Consider the following 16,364-nt stretch of genomic DNA (forward strand, 5'->3'; position numbering starts at 1 on the left):
TGCGGCAAAGAACGCCGCTTCGGAAGTTCATCTTAAGCTTGTCGGAGCTGAACGGCCGTTTCCGCTTTTCTATACTTCCAACAATTTGTTGCGAAGCACCATTTGCAGGATACCGCCGTGGCGGTAGTAGTCAACTTCCACTTCAGAGTCGAAACGTGCAAGAACTTCAAACTCAGTTACTGTGCCGTCTTCTGCTGTTGCAGTGACTTTCAGGATATCACGCGGTTTCACATCATCCGTCAAGTTGACTGAGATGGATTCGCGGCCTGTCAGACCAAGTGAATCTGCACTTTGACCGTTCACGAATTGAAGCGGCAGAACGCCCATCATCACAAGGTTAGAACGGTGGATACGCTCATAGCTTTCAGCGATGACTGTCTTGATGCCGAGTAGGAATGTACCTTTTGCTGCCCAGTCACGTGAAGAGCCCATGCCGTAATCTTTCCCTGTCAGGATTGCCAGGCCAGTGCCCTGCTCCTGATATTTCATTGCTGCATCGTAGATTGCCATTGTCTCGCCCGTCGGCCAGTAAGTTGTGTAACCGCCAGTTGTTCCTGGAGCCACCTGGTTACGGATACGGATGTTGGCGAATGTTCCGCGCATCATGACTTCGTGGTTACCGCGACGTGAACCGTAAGAGTTGAAGTTACGCGGCTCTACGCCGTTTTCACGAAGGTATTTTCCTGCCGGTGTATCTTTGCCGATGGCACCTGCCGGAGAAATATGGTCAGTTGTAATGGAATCCGCAAACTTCGCAACTACGCGCAAATCAGACAGTGGCTGGATCGGCGCAGGTTCTGTCGACATGTTCTCGAAGAACGGCGGGTTTTGGATATAAGTTGAGTTTTCATCGAAATCGTAAAGTGCATCATCGTTGGTTTCGATTGCGTTCCACGCTTCGTTCTCGCTGAATACATGCTCGTATTCTTTGCGGAACAAGTCAGGTGTAACGGTAGAGTGAACCGCTTCTTTGATCTCGGCTGTTGACGGCCAGATATCTTTGAAGAAGACGTCGTTTCCATCTTTGTCCTTACCGATTGGATCCACTTCGAAATCGATATCCACAGTTCCGGCAAGAGCATAAGCTACAACCAGCATCGGAGACGCCAGGTAGTTCGCTTTCACCAACGGGTGGATACGGCCTTCAAAGTTACGGTTTCCTGAAAGAACTGAAGAAACAAGCAGATCATTGTCCAGAATCGCATCTTCGATTTCAGGAAGCAATGGACCTGAGTTACCGATACATGTAGTACAGCCGTAACCGACAAGGTTGAAACCGATCTGGTTCATGTAATCGAGCAAGCCTGAATCCTGCAGATAGCCTGTAACGACTTTCGATCCTGGAGCAAGCGAAGTTTTCACGTATGCCGGAGGAGTCAATCCTCTTTCAACCGCTTTTTTCGCAACAAGACCAGCACCAAGCATTACGTATGGGTTGGATGTATTTGTACATGACGTTATAGCTGCAATGGCCAATGAGCCGGTCTTCATTTCAACGGAACGCCCGTCTTTGAAGTTAACCGTCGCTGTTTTGGCGATTTCAGCTTCATCAAGTGCAAAACCGTGTGGCCCTTCAGGAGCTGTTACTGCTTTATTGAATTCTGTCTTCATTTGAGACAAAGGAATCAAATCCTGTGGACGTTTCGGTCCTGCAAGGTTTGGTTCGATCTGGGAAAGGTCGATTTCAACCAGGTCTGTGTAGATCGGATCTTCGTTCTCAACAGTGAAGAACATGTCGTTCGCTTTCAGGTATTCTTTTGTAATTGCGATTTGCTCTTCTGTACGTGCTGTCAGACGCATATAGTTCAATGCTTCTTCGTCAACCGGGAAGAATCCGCAAGTTGCGCCGTATTCAGGAGCCATGTTTGCAATTGTTGCACGGTCAGCAAGCGGCAATGTTGTTACGCCGGTTCCGAAGAACTCGACAAATTTGCCGACAACGCCTTTTTTACGCAATATTTCAGTAACTTTCAATGCCAGATCCGTCGCAGTAGCACCGTTTGGCAATTCGCCTGTCATCTTCACTCCAATTACTTCAGGAATCGGGAAGTATGAAGGCTGTCCAAGCATACCTGCTTCCGCTTCAATACCGCCGACACCCCATCCAAGAACGCCGATTCCGTTGATCATGGTTGTATGTGAATCCGTACCAACCAATGTATCCGGGAAAGCTTCGAATGTGCCGTCACCATTTTCAATTGCATGAACAACGTTTGCAAGGTACTCCAGGTTGACCTGGTGGACAATGCCTGTTGCAGGTGGAACTGCACGGTAGTTGTCATAGGCTTTTTGAGCCCAGTTCAGGAATTGGTAACGTTCCGCGTTGCGGTCAAATTCCAATTCCATATTGATGCGAAGTGCATCATTCGAACCGTAGTTATCAACCTGCACCGAGTGGTCAATGACGAGGTCAACCGGAATTTCAGGGTTAATCTTGTCAGGGTCGCCGCCAAGTTCAGCCATTGCTGAACGAAGTGCTGCCAAATCGACCACAACTGGAACTCCCGTGAAATCCTGTAAAATTACGCGGGATGGTTTAAATGGAACTTCCGCTTCTTTATTGGCGTTCTTGCCCCATTTAGCCAATTCTTCAACATGCTCGTCTTTGATGACATATCCGTCGTGCTGACGCAATACGGATTCCAAAAGAACTTTAATCGAGTAAGGAAGGCGTGATACTTCCGCGATTCCTGCTTCTTCAAGTGCAGCCAGACGATAATAATTATACGTTTTACCGTTCAGCTCAAAAGAAGTGCGGCTGTTGTGCAAACTGCTTTTTGCCATGTCGTGTTCCTCCTTTGAATCTTCTGAAAAGGCTCTAAAAATAGCTTCTTTTCTCCTCTTCCATCATAACGAAATCCGAAGCATAAGTAAATTACATTAAAATTATGGAATGTGATAAGTATTTCCTATCACTAATTCTTATGGCCATTGATTTCCCTTAAGGTCTCCTGCAATTGCTCCAGATGTCTTTTTTCATGAAGACCGATAAATGGAAACCACTGGATCAATGACATTTTTCCAAATGCAGGATGAGGCATCGATTTGTTTTCCAATGATTCAGTTTCTGCAAGGTCGTACAGCTCGTTTAGAAGTCTGCGTGAATCTGCCAGTTTCCCTTTCATTTCTTCCAGGGTGATAAACTCTTCTGTCGGCACAGTGTACGGTGGCGCATCGACTTTTCTGGTCCTGTCAACTGTAAGCTCTATCGGTTTCTCCCTGGCTTTTTGACTGGTTCCGCCATCCAGTTCTTGTGCAATTCCTTTTCTGATGACATTTTCCATCAACTGCAGATGATCAAGAATCTGCATCGCCGACCATCTGTCCTCTGCCGGCTTTTCATTTAACAGTTCATCCGGCAATCCTTCGACTGTTTCCAAAAGCTGACGCCGGATTGCCTCATTGTCCTCTTTGAACATATCTTCTCCCCTTTCCTGGTGTTGACCTGCCTTACTTTTTGCATACCCTCTTTTATGTCCTGCAACGCTAACTTTTCGAAGGGTCTTTTCCATATGATAAAACCGGTTCTTTTTTGCTTGTTGACTTCTTTTGATTTTTTTAGTAAAGCCTTATGTATTAAAATATTCGAGGAAAATTAATATTTAAATAAAGTTCTGCTCCCGTACTTCATTTTTAATTCATCATACTCCACCTTTGCAGTAGAGGGAAAGTACGTTCTGTTTTTTGGTTGAATATGGTATAATATTCAGTAAAAATGGATGCAGAGGTGAGCAGCAATGCCCTACGGATATGAGAAATACCGACTGCAGAACGGCATCAGCCCGAACACGGTCGTCCACGAAGTCCAATTGATCCATTCCCTTCTCGCTTTTCTTGTGCGGCATTACAATAAAAAGATCGAACCGCATGAAATCCGCCCAGCCGATATTCAAAATTTCCTGCATGAACAGCGTGCGACCGGCATCAAAGACAGCACGTTGAACAGAAAGATCATTTTTATCCGCCAATGGTTCGACTATATGTGGCGCATCGGCCGGATCCCGGTTGATTTCATGCCCAAATTCAAATATTCCGAGAAACTGGATCTGACTCCTCCCGATATTCATCTGGACTACGGCAAGCTGCTGGCTAAAAAAGAGGCCGTTCTTGAAACCGACCAGCTCTCTCTGAACGCCAAAATCCTTTATATTCTTTACTTGCGCGGGCTCAGGCTCCGGGACATGGCAGCGATCGACATCAGCAATTTCGAGGACAAAGGCCATAAGCTGACGCTCGAATTCGAGAAGAAAGACGGCTATATGAGCCGGATCGATTTTACCGGCAAAGAAATCGCCATCCTGCTTGAAGGAATGGAACGTGCTGTTTTCAGAGGCACGCCCTACCTGCTGTCGTCCAAAGTGAATAACACGTATGCCCAGTTCCAGATGGGTTCTCTGTCTGATTATACCGAAGCGCTTTCTTCTTTTGTCGGAATGCCGATGCGCTCCGGAGATATCCGCTTTGCCTATGTCCATTATCTGTACTCGGAAGAGCAGAAAAACCTGGAAGAAATCCAGGAAATTCTCGGCGTTTCGCTCGATTCTGCTTCCCGCATACTGAAAGACTCGCTGCAGCGCCTGAAAAAATAAATGAATACCCATCAGAAATACAGATAAAAGCCGCCGAAAGGAATTTCCTTTCAGCGGCTTTTTTACTTTTGCCTAAGCTATGCGAAGAAACCAAAATTCAGCGCCAGATTGAAAACGATGATGGTGTGAAAAACAACAAACAGCATCCCTTGTCTGTTCAACTTATCCGTGTTCTCATAAATCATGCGCTTTCACCCTTCTTCTTTTTTAATTTTATTATACCGAATATTCAGTCTCTTTTCAATTGGGAAGTCCCTGCTCCGGTGAAAATGTTATGATGAATATAAAAAAATGTGTTTGGAGGAATTGAAAATGAAAAAAGCATTGCTCGCAGTTGATTATACGGTGGATTTCGTCGCCGACCATGGCAGGCTTACGTGCGGAAAGCCGGGACAGGCGATCCACGATAAAATTGTTGCCATCACTGAACAGTTTTTGGACCAGGGAGATTTTATTGTATTTCCCGTCGATCTCCATGAAGAAGAAGATCAGCTGCATCCGGAAACGAAACTCTTTCCCCCGCATAATATCAGAGGTACGGAAGGCCGAAATTTATACGGTGATTTGAAGAACTTGTATGAATCGAATTCCGATAACATCGTCTGGATGGACAAAACCCGTTACAGTGCATTTGCGGGCACCCGGCTGGAATTGATGCTGCGGGAGAGAAACATCGAAGAACTTCATATTGTGGGTGTGTGCACGGATATCTGTGTCCTCCACACGGCTGTCGATGCATACAATAGAGGATTCAAAATCGTCATCCATCAAGACGCGGTGGCAAGCTTCGATCCGGAAGGCCATAAATGGGCTTTGCGGCATTTTACTAATACATTAGGCGCAGTAGTTTTATAATTTTTCCCTAGGCGATGTTTTAAATTCCCCCATTGAGGTTATATCTATAGTGTAGCAAATATTATTACAGGAAAAGGAGATGGAACTCAATGGGCTTTATTTTATTCTTAATCATGGGTGGTATCATCGGTTGGTTGGCAGGACTTATTCTAGGTAAAGACATTCCGGGTGGTATTATCGGGAACATTATTGCAGGTATCATCGGCGCATGGCTTGGCAGCCTGCTGCTGGGAGATTGGGGTCCAGAAATTTGGGGCGTCTACATCATTCCGGCATTGATCGGTGCTTTGGTACTGGTTTTCGTATTGAGCCTGATTCTTGGTTCAATGGGCAAAAACCGCCGCAACCGAGCATAATTGGATCTTGCATTAAAAAAGAGCGGACACATTGTCCGCTCTTTTTCTATGTTACTCAGCAAATTGCTCATTATAAAGATTGTAGTAATGAAGAATGTCTTCAACATATTCATCGCTGTGATTGTACTGGAAAATCGCTTTTTCAAGTTCTCCATCCGCCGCCCCGTTCTTCGACAGGTAATTGGCCGCACTGTGCATCGCATCTGTCATGTCATATGGGTCTGCAATGCCATCGCCGTTGCCGTCGGTGCCATAGCCCCCGTAAGCCGCGATGACTTCCGGATCCGTTTTTTCATCTTCCGGAATCTCCCCCTGGCCAAGACCTGAACATGTCGGATGGCTCCATCCTACAAATGTGCAAGGCATAAACTGCATATGCCCTTCCGCCCCTACCGGTGATAATAAAGGATCCATTGTGGAAAAACGCGTCTCCACCCTGTGATGGGCTGCAAGCAATGTCCAGGGAATCCCGTATTCTTCGGCTGTCTCTTTGTACAGAGGGATGTATTCCTCAGGCACGTCCATTTCACGGATAAGGTTCGGCGTTTCCTTCAAAGCGGTCATGACCGTTTCCGGGTTGAATACATAATATACAAGAATGACCAGGGTGACACTGACCAGCATTGCCGGTAGTAACGTCAGCAGAAACAACAGTTTCAGGATGCCGAATTTTTTCGTTTTTTTCTTTTTCTTTTTCATTGGTTCACGCCCAAAAGCTTATTTTCTTCAGTTTATCACAGAATCGATTAATAATCCCTTGCCTGTTGGTACTATCTTTTGCTGAAGATCAAATGTAAATTTAGCTTAGGGGGTGAAAACATGTGGAAAGATTTTAAGGATTTTGCGATGAAAGGCAATGTGCTGGACCTGGCGATTGCTGTAGTCATCGGTACGGCTTTCGGCAAAATCGTCACTTCTTTGGTGGAAGACCTGATCATGCCGGCTGTTGGATTGCTGCTCGGTGGATTCAGCATCGCAGGCGCTGAATATAAAGTCGGTGACGCCACTTTGAAATACGGCGCATTTCTGCAATCGGTATTGGACTTCTTCATCATTTCATTTTCTATTTTTGTGGTCATTCGCCTGTTCATGAGATTCCGCCGGAAAGAAAAGATGCCTGAGGAAGAAATTGTGCCGGAATTGGACAAAAAAGAGGAATTGCTTGTGGAAATTCGGGACCTCTTGAAAAAGCAGCAGCTGTAGCGCATTAAAAAAGCTTATTCCATTGGAGGAATAAGCTTTTTATGTCCGGAAAGTATCGATCAGAATTTGATGGTGAGCAATGCTTCATGGATTGCCACAAGTTTCGTCTCAACTCTGTGCATCAGGTAAAACGATACAAATATCGGGAAACCCACTTCCTGGATCAACCTCATCCAATCTTCCATAGTGCTGCCTCCCTTCTGTGTTATTGAAGACAAAAAGCCCTCCGTGTCAGGAGGGCTTCATATTTTTACACTTCGTAATCGACTACATTCCGTTCAACGACACGTGCGCCTTTAGCAAGCGCGAACGGTGCCCCTTCAACTGTAAAAATATCCTGCGTGATGATCGTCTGCATGCCAGCCGCAAGTTCCAGAGCCGTCAGGTCTTCCCTTGGTTCCTCCACAGATAATACAACATCCTTGCCCGCACTCGTTTCAAAAATCAATTCCAATGTCTTTGCCATTTCTTATTCCCCCTTTTTTGTATTATGAATAGATTGAAAGATTTGATTGCTTTTCCAGATTCATCAACGGTTTCATGCCGAATTCCGTCAATACCCGTGCCGTTTCGTAAATCTCATCCGGTGATGCAGCGTCTGATACATTGTGATACGCTTTCACTTTCTTCCTCGGTTTGCCGAGTGCATCAACGCCGTTGGAAAAAGTAAGGCGGATGCTTGCGTTCTTGAAATTGCTGTTGGCCATTTTGTGTCACCTCCCTTCACCCGCTATATAGACAGTTCGGACAAAAAAGGAGACATTTTTAATGAAATATTTTTATTTTGCTCTTATAATGGAGTTACTGGAAAGGTAGAGGTGAATAACGTGGCGTTAGAAGGTTGGTTTTTGTGGTTTATCCTTTTCTGGGTTGTAGTGCTTGTCGGTCTTTTTGCGATCGGCGGTTTTTTCATGTTCAGGAAGTTCCTGAAATCAATCCCGAAAAAAGATGGACTTTCTGATTTGAACTGGGAAGAATATTACGTTGATAAAACGATCCATCTATGGAAAGAAAAAGACAAGGAATTATTGAATGAGCTGGTGCAGCCGGTGCCCGACTTGTTCCGGCCTGTCGCCAAACAGAAGATTGCAGGCCGCATCGGACAGATTCTTCTGGAAGAAAAAGCGAAGAAAATGGAACACGAACACATTATCCGCGGCTATATTCAGGCAACTCCGAAACGTGACCACAAATTTTTGCGCAAAAAACTGGCAGAACTCAATATTGACGTTGCTCCATATGAAGAGTATTTTGGGCAATGAAAATGATAGACAAAAGCGCCGTTCCCTCAGCCGGGAACGGCGCTTTTGTTTTTTTCTGTGATTTTTTTGAATTGGAGATACATTGCTATGCGCCACGGAATAATCATGCCGAACGCCAGAATCCAGAACATGCCTGCAAGTTCACCGACATCGATCGTTGAACTGAGCACCACTTTTGCGGCAACGCGCAACAGCAATAGACCGACCAATATAAATATGAATGCCTTAGATTGCTTTAGATAGATTTCGCCGTCTTTTATTTCAAATTTCGATGTCCAGATCAGGACTGCCGAAAAAACGATGCCGGCAGCGAGCGCTTCTGCTATCTGCAGCGGCGCCACCCTGAAAAAAGGAAAAATGAACATTAAAGCGCCTGTAGACATGAATAACGGCGGCAACAGGATTTTTTTAACGGAAGCGGGTTTCTTGGCTGCGCGCGATCTGACGACCATCGCCAAAATACCCATCAGCATAGCGCCAACGGTCGTCACGATCAGATACACTTCCGGAGGGATACTGCTAAACATGGGGTCCCTCCTCAAGCTTTTCGGGCTGGCTCCAAAATTCTTCCAGCCTAAAAAACCGCAATTGCCTGTATTCATTTAATGAATGGATGGTTCTCAAAGGTTTCACCTGCTTTTAAATCGATTAGAATCCCTGGAAATCTCCGAAAATCGGGCTCAGGATCCGGATAAGATAAGTCAGACCATCAAAGAACAGCAGGATTCCGACTGCGATCATGATAAATCCGCCGACTTTCATGATGGTGTTATTGTGTTTGCGCAGCCAGCCGAGACGTGTCACGAAGAACGACAGCACAAAGAATGGAATTGCAAAGCCCAGAACATATGCGATCATATACCAGACGCCTGACCCCGGATTTGCGGCAGCGAGTGCGTAGATTGCTGCGGTGATGGGCCCGGTACATGGCGTCCAGCCGGCCGCGAATGCCAGACCGATGACAAATGTTCCCAAAAAGCCCGATGGCCGGTTTTTAAAGGAAAATTTCTTATCCGCCATCAGGAACTTGGGCTGGAAAACGCCGATAATCATAAGTCCGAACACGACGATAAAAATGGCGCCGATCTGGCGGATCAAATCGTCGTAACGGATAAACCATTCATAGAACAAGGACGTACTGAATCCGAGTGCGATAAAAATAGCGGAAAATCCAAGCAGGAAGAACAATGTATGGAACATGCCTCTCCGCTGCATCACTTTCTTATCGTTTTTTATTTCATCCAGCGACATGCCTGTAATATAGGATAAAAATGCCGGATACAAAGGCAATGTGCAAGGTGAAATAAAGCTTAGAAACCCTGCCCCAAAAGCCAGGAAGAGGTTGATATCACTTGCCACTGTTTCCACTCCTTCATTATACTCTCCCCATCTTATCAAATTTATACAGTGAAAACCGCATATTAGTCTGTGAACTCTTTGTGAATGAACCAGGAAAAGGATTTTAGCCCGGTTCATTGGCGACGAAGCTAGCGAAGCGATGCAGAGACAGGAGCAATGTATTTAAAAAAGCGCAAGGGAAAAAGTTAACCTTTCCCATTGCGCTTTTTGCTAATTCAACTTTTTATCATGAAACTTCCACAATGCTGTTCTGCAGCAGATACATCTTATGGTAAAGGCCGCGCTGTGCAAGCAGCTGCTGGTGAGTGCCGCGTTCGACAATTTCTCCCTGATGAAGCACCAGAATCAGTTCAGCGTCCTGGATTGTGCTCAATCGGTGGGCAATGGCGATGGTCGTTCGGCCCCTTCTCATCCTTTCGAGACCAGATTGAATCGCCACTTCTGTTTCCGTATCGATATTCGCTGTGGCTTCATCCAGCACAAGAATTTTCGGGTCTGCTGCCATCGTTCTGGCGAAAGCCAGCAATTGGCGCTGGCCGCTTGAGAAAGTCGACCCTCTTTCGGTCACTTTATGGTCATAGCCGTCCGGCAGCTGGGCAATGAATTTATCAGCCTGCACAAATTCAGCAGCCGCCCGGACTTCCGAGAACCGCATATCCGAATTGAACAGCCGGATATTGCTTTCGATCGTGCCATAGAACAGGAACGGATCCTGCAGCACGAGCCCCATTTTTTTCCGCAATTCATTTGCGCTGTAATCTCTGACGGAAATGCCATCAATCAGGATATCGCCCCGTTCAAATTCATAGAAGCGCATCAACAGGTTGATGATCGAACTTTTTCCGCTTCCGGTATGCCCGACAAGTGCAACGGTCTGTCCCGGTTCCGCGGTGAATGAGATATTCTTCAGCACATCCGCTTTGCCGTCATAGGAAAAACTGACATTGCGGAATTCAATCCTGCCCTGAGTGATTTCACCATCCACACCTTTTTGGGCCGGAGCATCGTCTGTTTCATCCAGCAGCTTGAAAACACGCGACGCGGCGACAATCGCCTGCTGGAAAATGGAGAGCCGCTGCATGATCTGTCCGATTGGTTCAAAGAACCGGTCAATATACGTGACGAACGCGTAAATGACGCCGACTTCAACTGTATTCGAGAAAGACGTGATGCCGAAATAGCTGAGCAGCATGATAAGCGCAAGCGTATAGACCAGATCGATTGCCGGCCGGAGCAGCAGGCCGTCGATTTTAATATTGCGTTTGCCCGCATTCCAGTGCTTTTCATTTATTTCATCGAACTCATCCTGCATCCGTGTTTCCTGGCCGAATGCCTGAATCATGCCCATTCCCTGCACAGATTCGGAGATTTTGGCATTCAGCTGGCCGAGCCGCTCCCGCAGATCCTGATAGAAGACGGAGCTGTATTTGCGGTACATATACATGATCCACAGCAGGATCGGCAGCAGGATCAATGTGATCGCCGCGAGCCGGACGTTCAGGAAGAACATGGCGATGTAGACGCCGATGATCAGGAATATACTTTGAATAAAACCAATGAGCACGGTGACGAACATTTCCTTGATCGCTTCGGTGTCATTGGTGACCCGTGAGACGATTCCACCAGCCGGCGTCTTGTCGAAATAACGCATTCCAAGGCGCTGCACTTTCGTAAATACATCGATGCGCATCTGCTGGATGATTTTCAGCGCTGCTTCCTGGAATTTCAGTAATTGAAAATAGCTGATGATGACGTTCGAAATCTGGATGAATAAATAACCGAGCGCAAGGCCGACCACTGGTCCGGTCGGAAAATTGCCTTCCGTCAAATAATTGTCGATGAAAGTTTTGATGAGCAACGGGCCCACCACATCGCCAATAACGGTCAGCACCAGCAGGAACATGGCAATGGACAGCATCTTTTTATGAGGCAATAAATACATCAGGAGACGTTTAAAAACGATCCATTGGTCTTTGCCCGTCAATTCTTTTTGTTTCTCCATCATTTGGTCTCGCCTCCCTGCTCGACGAGTGCTTCCAGCTGCTGCAACTCATACATTTCATAATAAATTCCCTGTTTCTTCATCAGTTCTTCGTGGGAACCGATTTCCACCACCGTGCCGGCATCCATCACAAGAATCTGGTGTGCATGCTGAATGGCACTGAGGCGGTGGGACGTAATGATCGTCGTTTCACCGGTGCGCATCTCTTTCAGCGATTCCAGAATCGCCTCTTCCGTTTTGGCATCGACCGCTGACAGCGAATCGTCCAGAATGAGCAGTTCCGGCTTCATCATCAACGCCCTGGCAATTGAAATCCGCTGTTTCTGACCGCCGGACAATGATACTCCGCGTTCGCCTACCACAGTGTCATAGCCTTCTGTGAAGTTCAGGATGTCCTGGTGGATATGCGCCAAACTCGCAGCTTTCGTGATTTCCTCCATACTCGCTCCAGGACGTGCAAACGCAATATTGCCGGCTACAGACATGGAAAACAGGAAGTGATCCTGCGGCACATAGCCGATCGCCTGCCTTAATTTATTTTTTCTGTAATCAGTGATCGATCTGCCGCCGAAGCTGATTTCTCCTCGGTAATTCTCGAATTCACGCAGCAGCAGGCGCAAAATCGCTGATTTGCCTGAACCCGTCTTACCGACGATGCCCAGCGTCTCTCCCCGTTTCAATGTGAAATGGACATTATGGAGGGCAGCTCGGTCGTCGCCCGTAAACTTGAATTCCTCCAGATGGAACACAATATCTCCTTCCGGATGGATATCAAGCGCACCTTTGCGGTCACCAATATCGACCGGTTCCGCCAGCAGCTGGCGGATGCGGTCGTAGGAAGCCCGGCCGCGTTCCACAATATTGAAGAGCCAGCCGAATGCCAGCATCGGCCAGACAAGCAGGCCGAGATAAGCGGTGAACGCGACCAGGTCACCGATTGTCATATCGCCATTTGTGACGAAATAAGAACCGAAACCGATGGCCAGGAAATAACAGATGCCGATGATTGCAGAAATGGTCGGATCGAATAATGAGTCGACACGGGCAACCCGGATATTTTCATCCACTACTTTATTGGACAGAGCGCGGAAATCTTCGACATCTTCTTTGTCCTGTCCGAACGTCTTGATGACTTTCATGCCTGAAATGCTTTCCTGTGTCTTATCATTTAATCCGGAAAATGCCGCCTGTGCGTCGTGGAAACGCAGGTGCATCAACCGTCCGTAATAATTCGTCAGGTAGGCCATCAGAGGCAGCGGCAAGAGCACAATCAACGTCAGTTTCCAGTCAATCGTGATGGCCATGGCCGCAATGACGAAGCCGCCGACTGCAAGCGAATCGACCAGTGTCAATACGCCGGCGCCGGCAGTCATCTGCACCGCCTGCAAATCGTTGGTGGCATGTGCCATCAGATCGCCGACGCGTCTTTTCTGGTAGAACGACGGAGACATCTGTGTAAAATGATGAAACAGCTGGCGCCGAAGATTGCGTGCAAGAATGATCGATGAACCGAAGATCATCAGCCGCCAGATATAACGGAGCACATACGAAACGAGCGCTGCGGCCGCCAGTATGGCAAGCCATTTAATGAGGGTTTCGCCAGTCAGCGTCCCTCTGCTGATTTCATCCACCACATTTCCGATGATGCGCGGAGGCAGCACACCCAGTGCCGCCACAATCAGCAGCATGAAAATGCCGATGCCGTACTGCTTTTTCCTTTCTTTAAAAAACCAGCCCAATTCCAAAAACACACGCATTCCTGTCTTCTCCCCGCTGTAAGTTATTCTATGTATCCAACTTTTTCATTTTAGCAAATTTTTAAACAAAATAGGAGAACTATTTCGTTTATTGAAATAAATCAGCCTTATGGTTGAGAAAAAAAGACAGGCAAAAAGCCAATGCATATGGTTTTGTGCATTGGCTTCCAACTATACAGCGTTATTCGTTCAGGAGCTTTTTCGCCTGTTCCAATTGAATGCGCACCTGATTAAAGCCTGTGCCGCCGGAAGAGTTTCTTCTATCCACTGCGGTCCGCGGTTTCAGAGTTTCGTAAATGTTTTCATCGATCAACGGACTCGCCGCCTTCATTTCATCGAGCGGCAGGTCTTTCAGATAATAGCCGCGCTGAATGCATGTGAAAACCAGTTTGCCGGTGACGTCATGGGCTTCCCGGAACGGCATTCCTTTTGCCGCCAGATAATCCGCCAGTTCTGTCGCATTGGAAAAATCCGATGATACAGCTTTTTCCATGGAATCGGTGCGGACGGTCATCGTGCGCACCATGCCTTCAAAAATTGGCAATGATCCCATCAGGGTATGAACCGTGTCGAACATGCCTTCCTTGTCTTCCTGCATGTCTTTATTATAGGCAAGCGGCAAGCCTTTCAGCGTCGTCAATAAAGCGAACAGATTGCCATAGACGCGGCCGGTCTTGCCGCGGATCAGCTCCGCCATATCGGGATTCTTTTTCTGCGGCATGATGCTCGAGCCGGTGGAAAACGCGTCGTCCAGTTCGACAAAACGGAATTCCTCACTTGACCAAAGAATGATTTCTTCTGCAAAACGCGACAGATGCATCATGAGCATCGAAGCATTCGACAGGAATTCGACGATGAAATCCCGGTCGCTGACGGCATCGATGCTGTTCGGGTAAATGCCGGCGAAACCGAGGTAGCCTGCTGCCAGCTCGCGGTCAATCGGAAATGTCGTACCGGACATCGCCCCTGCTCCGAGCGGTGACACATCGATGCGTTTCAGCGACTCCTGCAGCCGTTCCTTGTCGCGCTGCAGCATCCAGAAATACGTCATCAGATGATGACCGAATGAAATTGGCTGTGCGCGCTGCAGATGGGTGTAGCCTGACACAATCGTTTCGATATGGGCATCGGCCTGCGAAACGACTGCCTGCTGGAATCGGCTAATTTCTTCGATGATTTCCAGTACACGGTTTTTCAGATACAGATGCATATCCGTTGCCACCTGATCGTTGCGGCTTCTGCCTGTGTGAAGCTTGCCGCCGACAGGTCCGATTTCATCGATCAGGAATTTCTCCAGGTTCAGGTGGATGTCTTCATTGGCGGTGCTGTATTCAAGGTCGCCTGCAGCCGCTTTCTGTTTCAGCGTTTCAAGACCGGAAAGGATCGATGCTGTCTCATCTTCCGTGAGAATCGCACATGCGCCCAGCATTTTGACGTGCGCCTGGCTGCCTTCGATGTCTTCCATCACCAGTTTCTGGTCAAATCCAATCGAAGCGCCAAACTCGTCGACCCATTGCTCAGCCGATTTTTGAAAGCGTCCGCCCCAGAGCTTGGTCATGAGTTTACCTCCACTTTCACCTGTTCAGTAACTTTCAACGCTTTTTTATTGACCTGGGCATTGACCACAGTCGGCAGTCCCCATAATTCGATGAAACCGACAGCTGAATTGTGATTGAACGTGTCGTCGGTGGAATAAGTCGCCAATTGCTCACTGTACAATGAATTCGGTGACTTGCGCCCTTCAACGATGGCATGCCCTTTGAACAGTTTCACACGCACCGTGCCATTGACGAATTGCTGCGTCTCTTTGAGAAACGCTTCCAGTGCAACGCGCAGCGGCGAGAACCACAGGCCTTCATAAATAAGCTCGGTCATTTTCTTTTCAATGACCGGTTTGAAATGCGCCATTTCCTTCACCAGCGTGATGTCTTCCAGTTCTTTATGCGCAGTAATCAGCGTCATCGCAGCCGGTGCTTCATAAATCTCACGCGATTTGATGCCGACAAGGCGGTTTTCAACATGATCGATGCGGCCGACTCCGTGCTTGCCGGCAACTGTATTCAGTTCGAAGATCAATTGAGTCAGTCCGTAGGAAACGCCGTCCAATTTCACAGGAACACCTTTTTCAAACTCAATTTCAATGATGTCCGCTGTATCCGGTGTATCTTCAAGTGCATTCGTCAGTTCATAGGCATCGGCAGGAGGTGTCGCCCAAGGATCTTCCAGTATGCCGCATTCATTGGCGCGGCCCCACAGATTCATATCGATTGAGAACGGGCTGTCGAGATTGACCGGGATTGGAACGTCGTGCTGTTTGGCATAAGCGATTTCTTCATCACGCGACCACCCCCATTGTCTGACCGGTGCCACAACTTCGAGCGCCGGATTCAGCGATTTGATCGACACTTCGAAACGGACCTGGTCATTGCCTTTGCCGGTACAGCCGTGAGCTACGGCAGTCGCGCCGCATTGTTCGGCGATTTCTACCAGTTTTTTCGAAATCAGCGGACGTGACAGGGCGGATACAAGCGGGTATTTGCCTTCATATAATGTATGGGCCTGTAAAGATATAAGTGCATATTCTTCGGCAAATTCATCTCGTGCATCAACCATATAACTTTCGACCGCACCAACCTGCAGCGCTTTCTGTTTAATGAATTCCAGATCTTTGCCTTCGCCGATATCAAGGCACACTGCCACGACATCATAGCCTTCTGATTTCAGCCAGGGAATCGCAACAGAAGTATCAAGTCCACCGGAGTACGCCAACACGATTTTTTTAGTCAATAGAATAACCACCTTTGTATTTTTATGCATAAATTAAAGTTAATATACATACAATAACACGCATAAATATTTCATGCAAGTGGAAACCCATAAAAAAATGCACAAAAAAAGAACAGCGGGATTGGTGTCCCACTGTTCTTATCTTGTAGAGAAAGAGAAAATAAAACCGATATTCCGCAAAACAGCTTCGCTTT

At 47.2% G+C, this 16,364-nt stretch carries 17 protein-coding genes; 5 read left to right on the forward strand and 12 right to left on the reverse strand.

What is annotated here, in order from left to right; genetic code table 11:
• Positions 1–69 precede the first annotated feature (69 nt).
• Positions 70–2,784: an aconitate hydratase AcnA gene (acnA, locus tag KW93_RS03345; RefSeq protein WP_033541553.1), complete on the reverse strand. Its 2,715-nt coding sequence runs from the start codon at positions 2,782–2,784 to the stop codon at positions 70–72.
• Between the two features lie 131 nt (positions 2,785–2,915).
• Positions 2,916–3,419 (reverse strand): DinB family protein, encoded by a 504-nt coding sequence (locus KW93_RS03350; protein WP_033541554.1) that lies wholly within the window; start codon positions 3,417–3,419, stop codon positions 2,916–2,918.
• A 318-nt stretch (positions 3,420–3,737) separates the two neighbouring features.
• On the opposite strand from KW93_RS03350, the gene KW93_RS03355 reads away from it, so the two are divergent.
• From KW93_RS03355 to KW93_RS03365, 3 genes are all read left to right on the forward strand, one after another.
• Entirely contained in the window at positions 3,738–4,589 is an 852-nt protein-coding gene (locus tag KW93_RS03355; protein ID WP_033541555.1) for a site-specific integrase, read from the forward strand.
• Between the two features lie 312 nt (positions 4,590–4,901).
• Positions 4,902–5,444, forward strand: coding sequence for a cysteine hydrolase family protein (locus KW93_RS03360; RefSeq protein ID WP_033541556.1), 543 nt, complete (start codon positions 4,902–4,904; stop codon positions 5,442–5,444).
• Positions 5,445–5,533: 89 nt separating this feature from the next.
• The gene (locus KW93_RS03365; protein ID WP_033541557.1) at positions 5,534–5,800 is read left to right on the forward strand and encodes a GlsB/YeaQ/YmgE family stress response membrane protein; all 267 of its coding nucleotides are present in this window, start codon (positions 5,534–5,536) and stop codon (positions 5,798–5,800) included.
• Between the two features lie 51 nt (positions 5,801–5,851).
• On the opposite strand, the gene KW93_RS03370 is transcribed toward KW93_RS03365, so the two are convergent.
• On the reverse strand, positions 5,852–6,499 hold the full coding sequence (locus tag KW93_RS03370) for a lytic transglycosylase domain-containing protein (RefSeq protein ID WP_033541558.1): 648 nt from the start codon (positions 6,497–6,499) through the stop codon (positions 5,852–5,854).
• A gap of 120 nt (positions 6,500–6,619) precedes the next feature.
• On the opposite strand from KW93_RS03370, the gene mscL reads away from it, so the two are divergent.
• Positions 6,620–7,003 carry a large conductance mechanosensitive channel protein MscL gene (gene mscL / locus KW93_RS03375; RefSeq protein ID WP_033541559.1) on the forward strand — a complete coding sequence of 128 codons (384 nt, stop codon included), beginning with the start codon at positions 6,620–6,622 and terminating at the stop codon, positions 7,001–7,003.
• 59 nt (positions 7,004–7,062) lie between these two features.
• Here the strand turns inward: mscL and KW93_RS17070 are convergent, their stop codons facing one another.
• The 3 genes from KW93_RS17070 to KW93_RS03385 form a co-directional block, all read right to left on the reverse strand.
• Positions 7,063–7,188, reverse strand: a complete 126-nt coding sequence (locus KW93_RS17070) for a YvrJ family protein (protein ID WP_081986921.1) — start codon at positions 7,186–7,188, stop codon at positions 7,063–7,065.
• 65 nt (positions 7,189–7,253) lie between these two features.
• Positions 7,254–7,469 (reverse strand): DUF2922 domain-containing protein, encoded by a 216-nt coding sequence (locus tag KW93_RS03380; RefSeq protein WP_033541560.1) that lies wholly within the window; start codon positions 7,467–7,469, stop codon positions 7,254–7,256.
• A gap of 22 nt (positions 7,470–7,491) precedes the next feature.
• Entirely contained in the window at positions 7,492–7,710 is a 219-nt protein-coding gene (locus tag KW93_RS03385) for a DUF1659 domain-containing protein (protein WP_033541561.1), read from the reverse strand.
• Between the two features lie 120 nt (positions 7,711–7,830).
• Here KW93_RS03385 and KW93_RS03390 point away from each other — a divergent pair, with 120 nt between their 5' ends.
• The gene (locus tag KW93_RS03390) at positions 7,831–8,265 is read left to right on the forward strand and encodes a DUF2621 family protein (protein ID WP_033541562.1); all 435 of its coding nucleotides are present in this window, start codon (positions 7,831–7,833) and stop codon (positions 8,263–8,265) included.
• A 26-nt stretch (positions 8,266–8,291) separates the two neighbouring features.
• On the opposite strand, the gene KW93_RS03395 is transcribed toward KW93_RS03390, so the two are convergent.
• The 6 genes from KW93_RS03395 to KW93_RS03420 form a co-directional block, all read right to left on the reverse strand.
• Positions 8,292–8,792, reverse strand: a complete 501-nt coding sequence (locus KW93_RS03395; protein ID WP_033541563.1) for a CcdC family protein — start codon at positions 8,790–8,792, stop codon at positions 8,292–8,294.
• A 121-nt stretch (positions 8,793–8,913) separates the two neighbouring features.
• Complete coding sequence (locus KW93_RS03400; RefSeq protein ID WP_033541564.1) at positions 8,914–9,624, reverse strand: cytochrome c biogenesis CcdA family protein; 711 nt, start codon at positions 9,622–9,624, stop codon at positions 8,914–8,916.
• Positions 9,625–9,850: 226 nt separating this feature from the next.
• Positions 9,851–11,626: an ABC transporter ATP-binding protein gene (locus KW93_RS03405; RefSeq protein WP_033541568.1), complete on the reverse strand. Its 1,776-nt coding sequence runs from the start codon at positions 11,624–11,626 to the stop codon at positions 9,851–9,853.
• Positions 11,626–13,383 carry an ABC transporter transmembrane domain-containing protein gene (locus KW93_RS03410; RefSeq protein WP_033541565.1) on the reverse strand — a complete coding sequence of 586 codons (1,758 nt, stop codon included), beginning with the start codon at positions 13,381–13,383 and terminating at the stop codon, positions 11,626–11,628. Before KW93_RS03410 ends, KW93_RS03405 begins: the two co-directional genes overlap by 1 nt.
• Positions 13,384–13,564: 181 nt before the next feature.
• A complete protein-coding gene (gene argH / locus KW93_RS03415; protein ID WP_033541566.1) occupies positions 13,565–14,941 on the reverse strand; it encodes an argininosuccinate lyase in 1,377 nt (458 codons plus the stop codon).
• Positions 14,938–16,200 carry an argininosuccinate synthase gene (locus tag KW93_RS03420; protein ID WP_200883319.1) on the reverse strand — a complete coding sequence of 421 codons (1,263 nt, stop codon included), beginning with the start codon at positions 16,198–16,200 and terminating at the stop codon, positions 14,938–14,940. The genes argH and KW93_RS03420 overlap by 4 nt, the downstream gene beginning before the upstream one ends.
• Positions 16,201–16,364 lie beyond the last annotated feature (164 nt).

It is taken from the genome of Planococcus sp. CAU13 (assembly GCF_000775575.1).
GTDB lineage: Bacteria > Bacillota > Bacilli > Bacillales_A > Planococcaceae > Planococcus.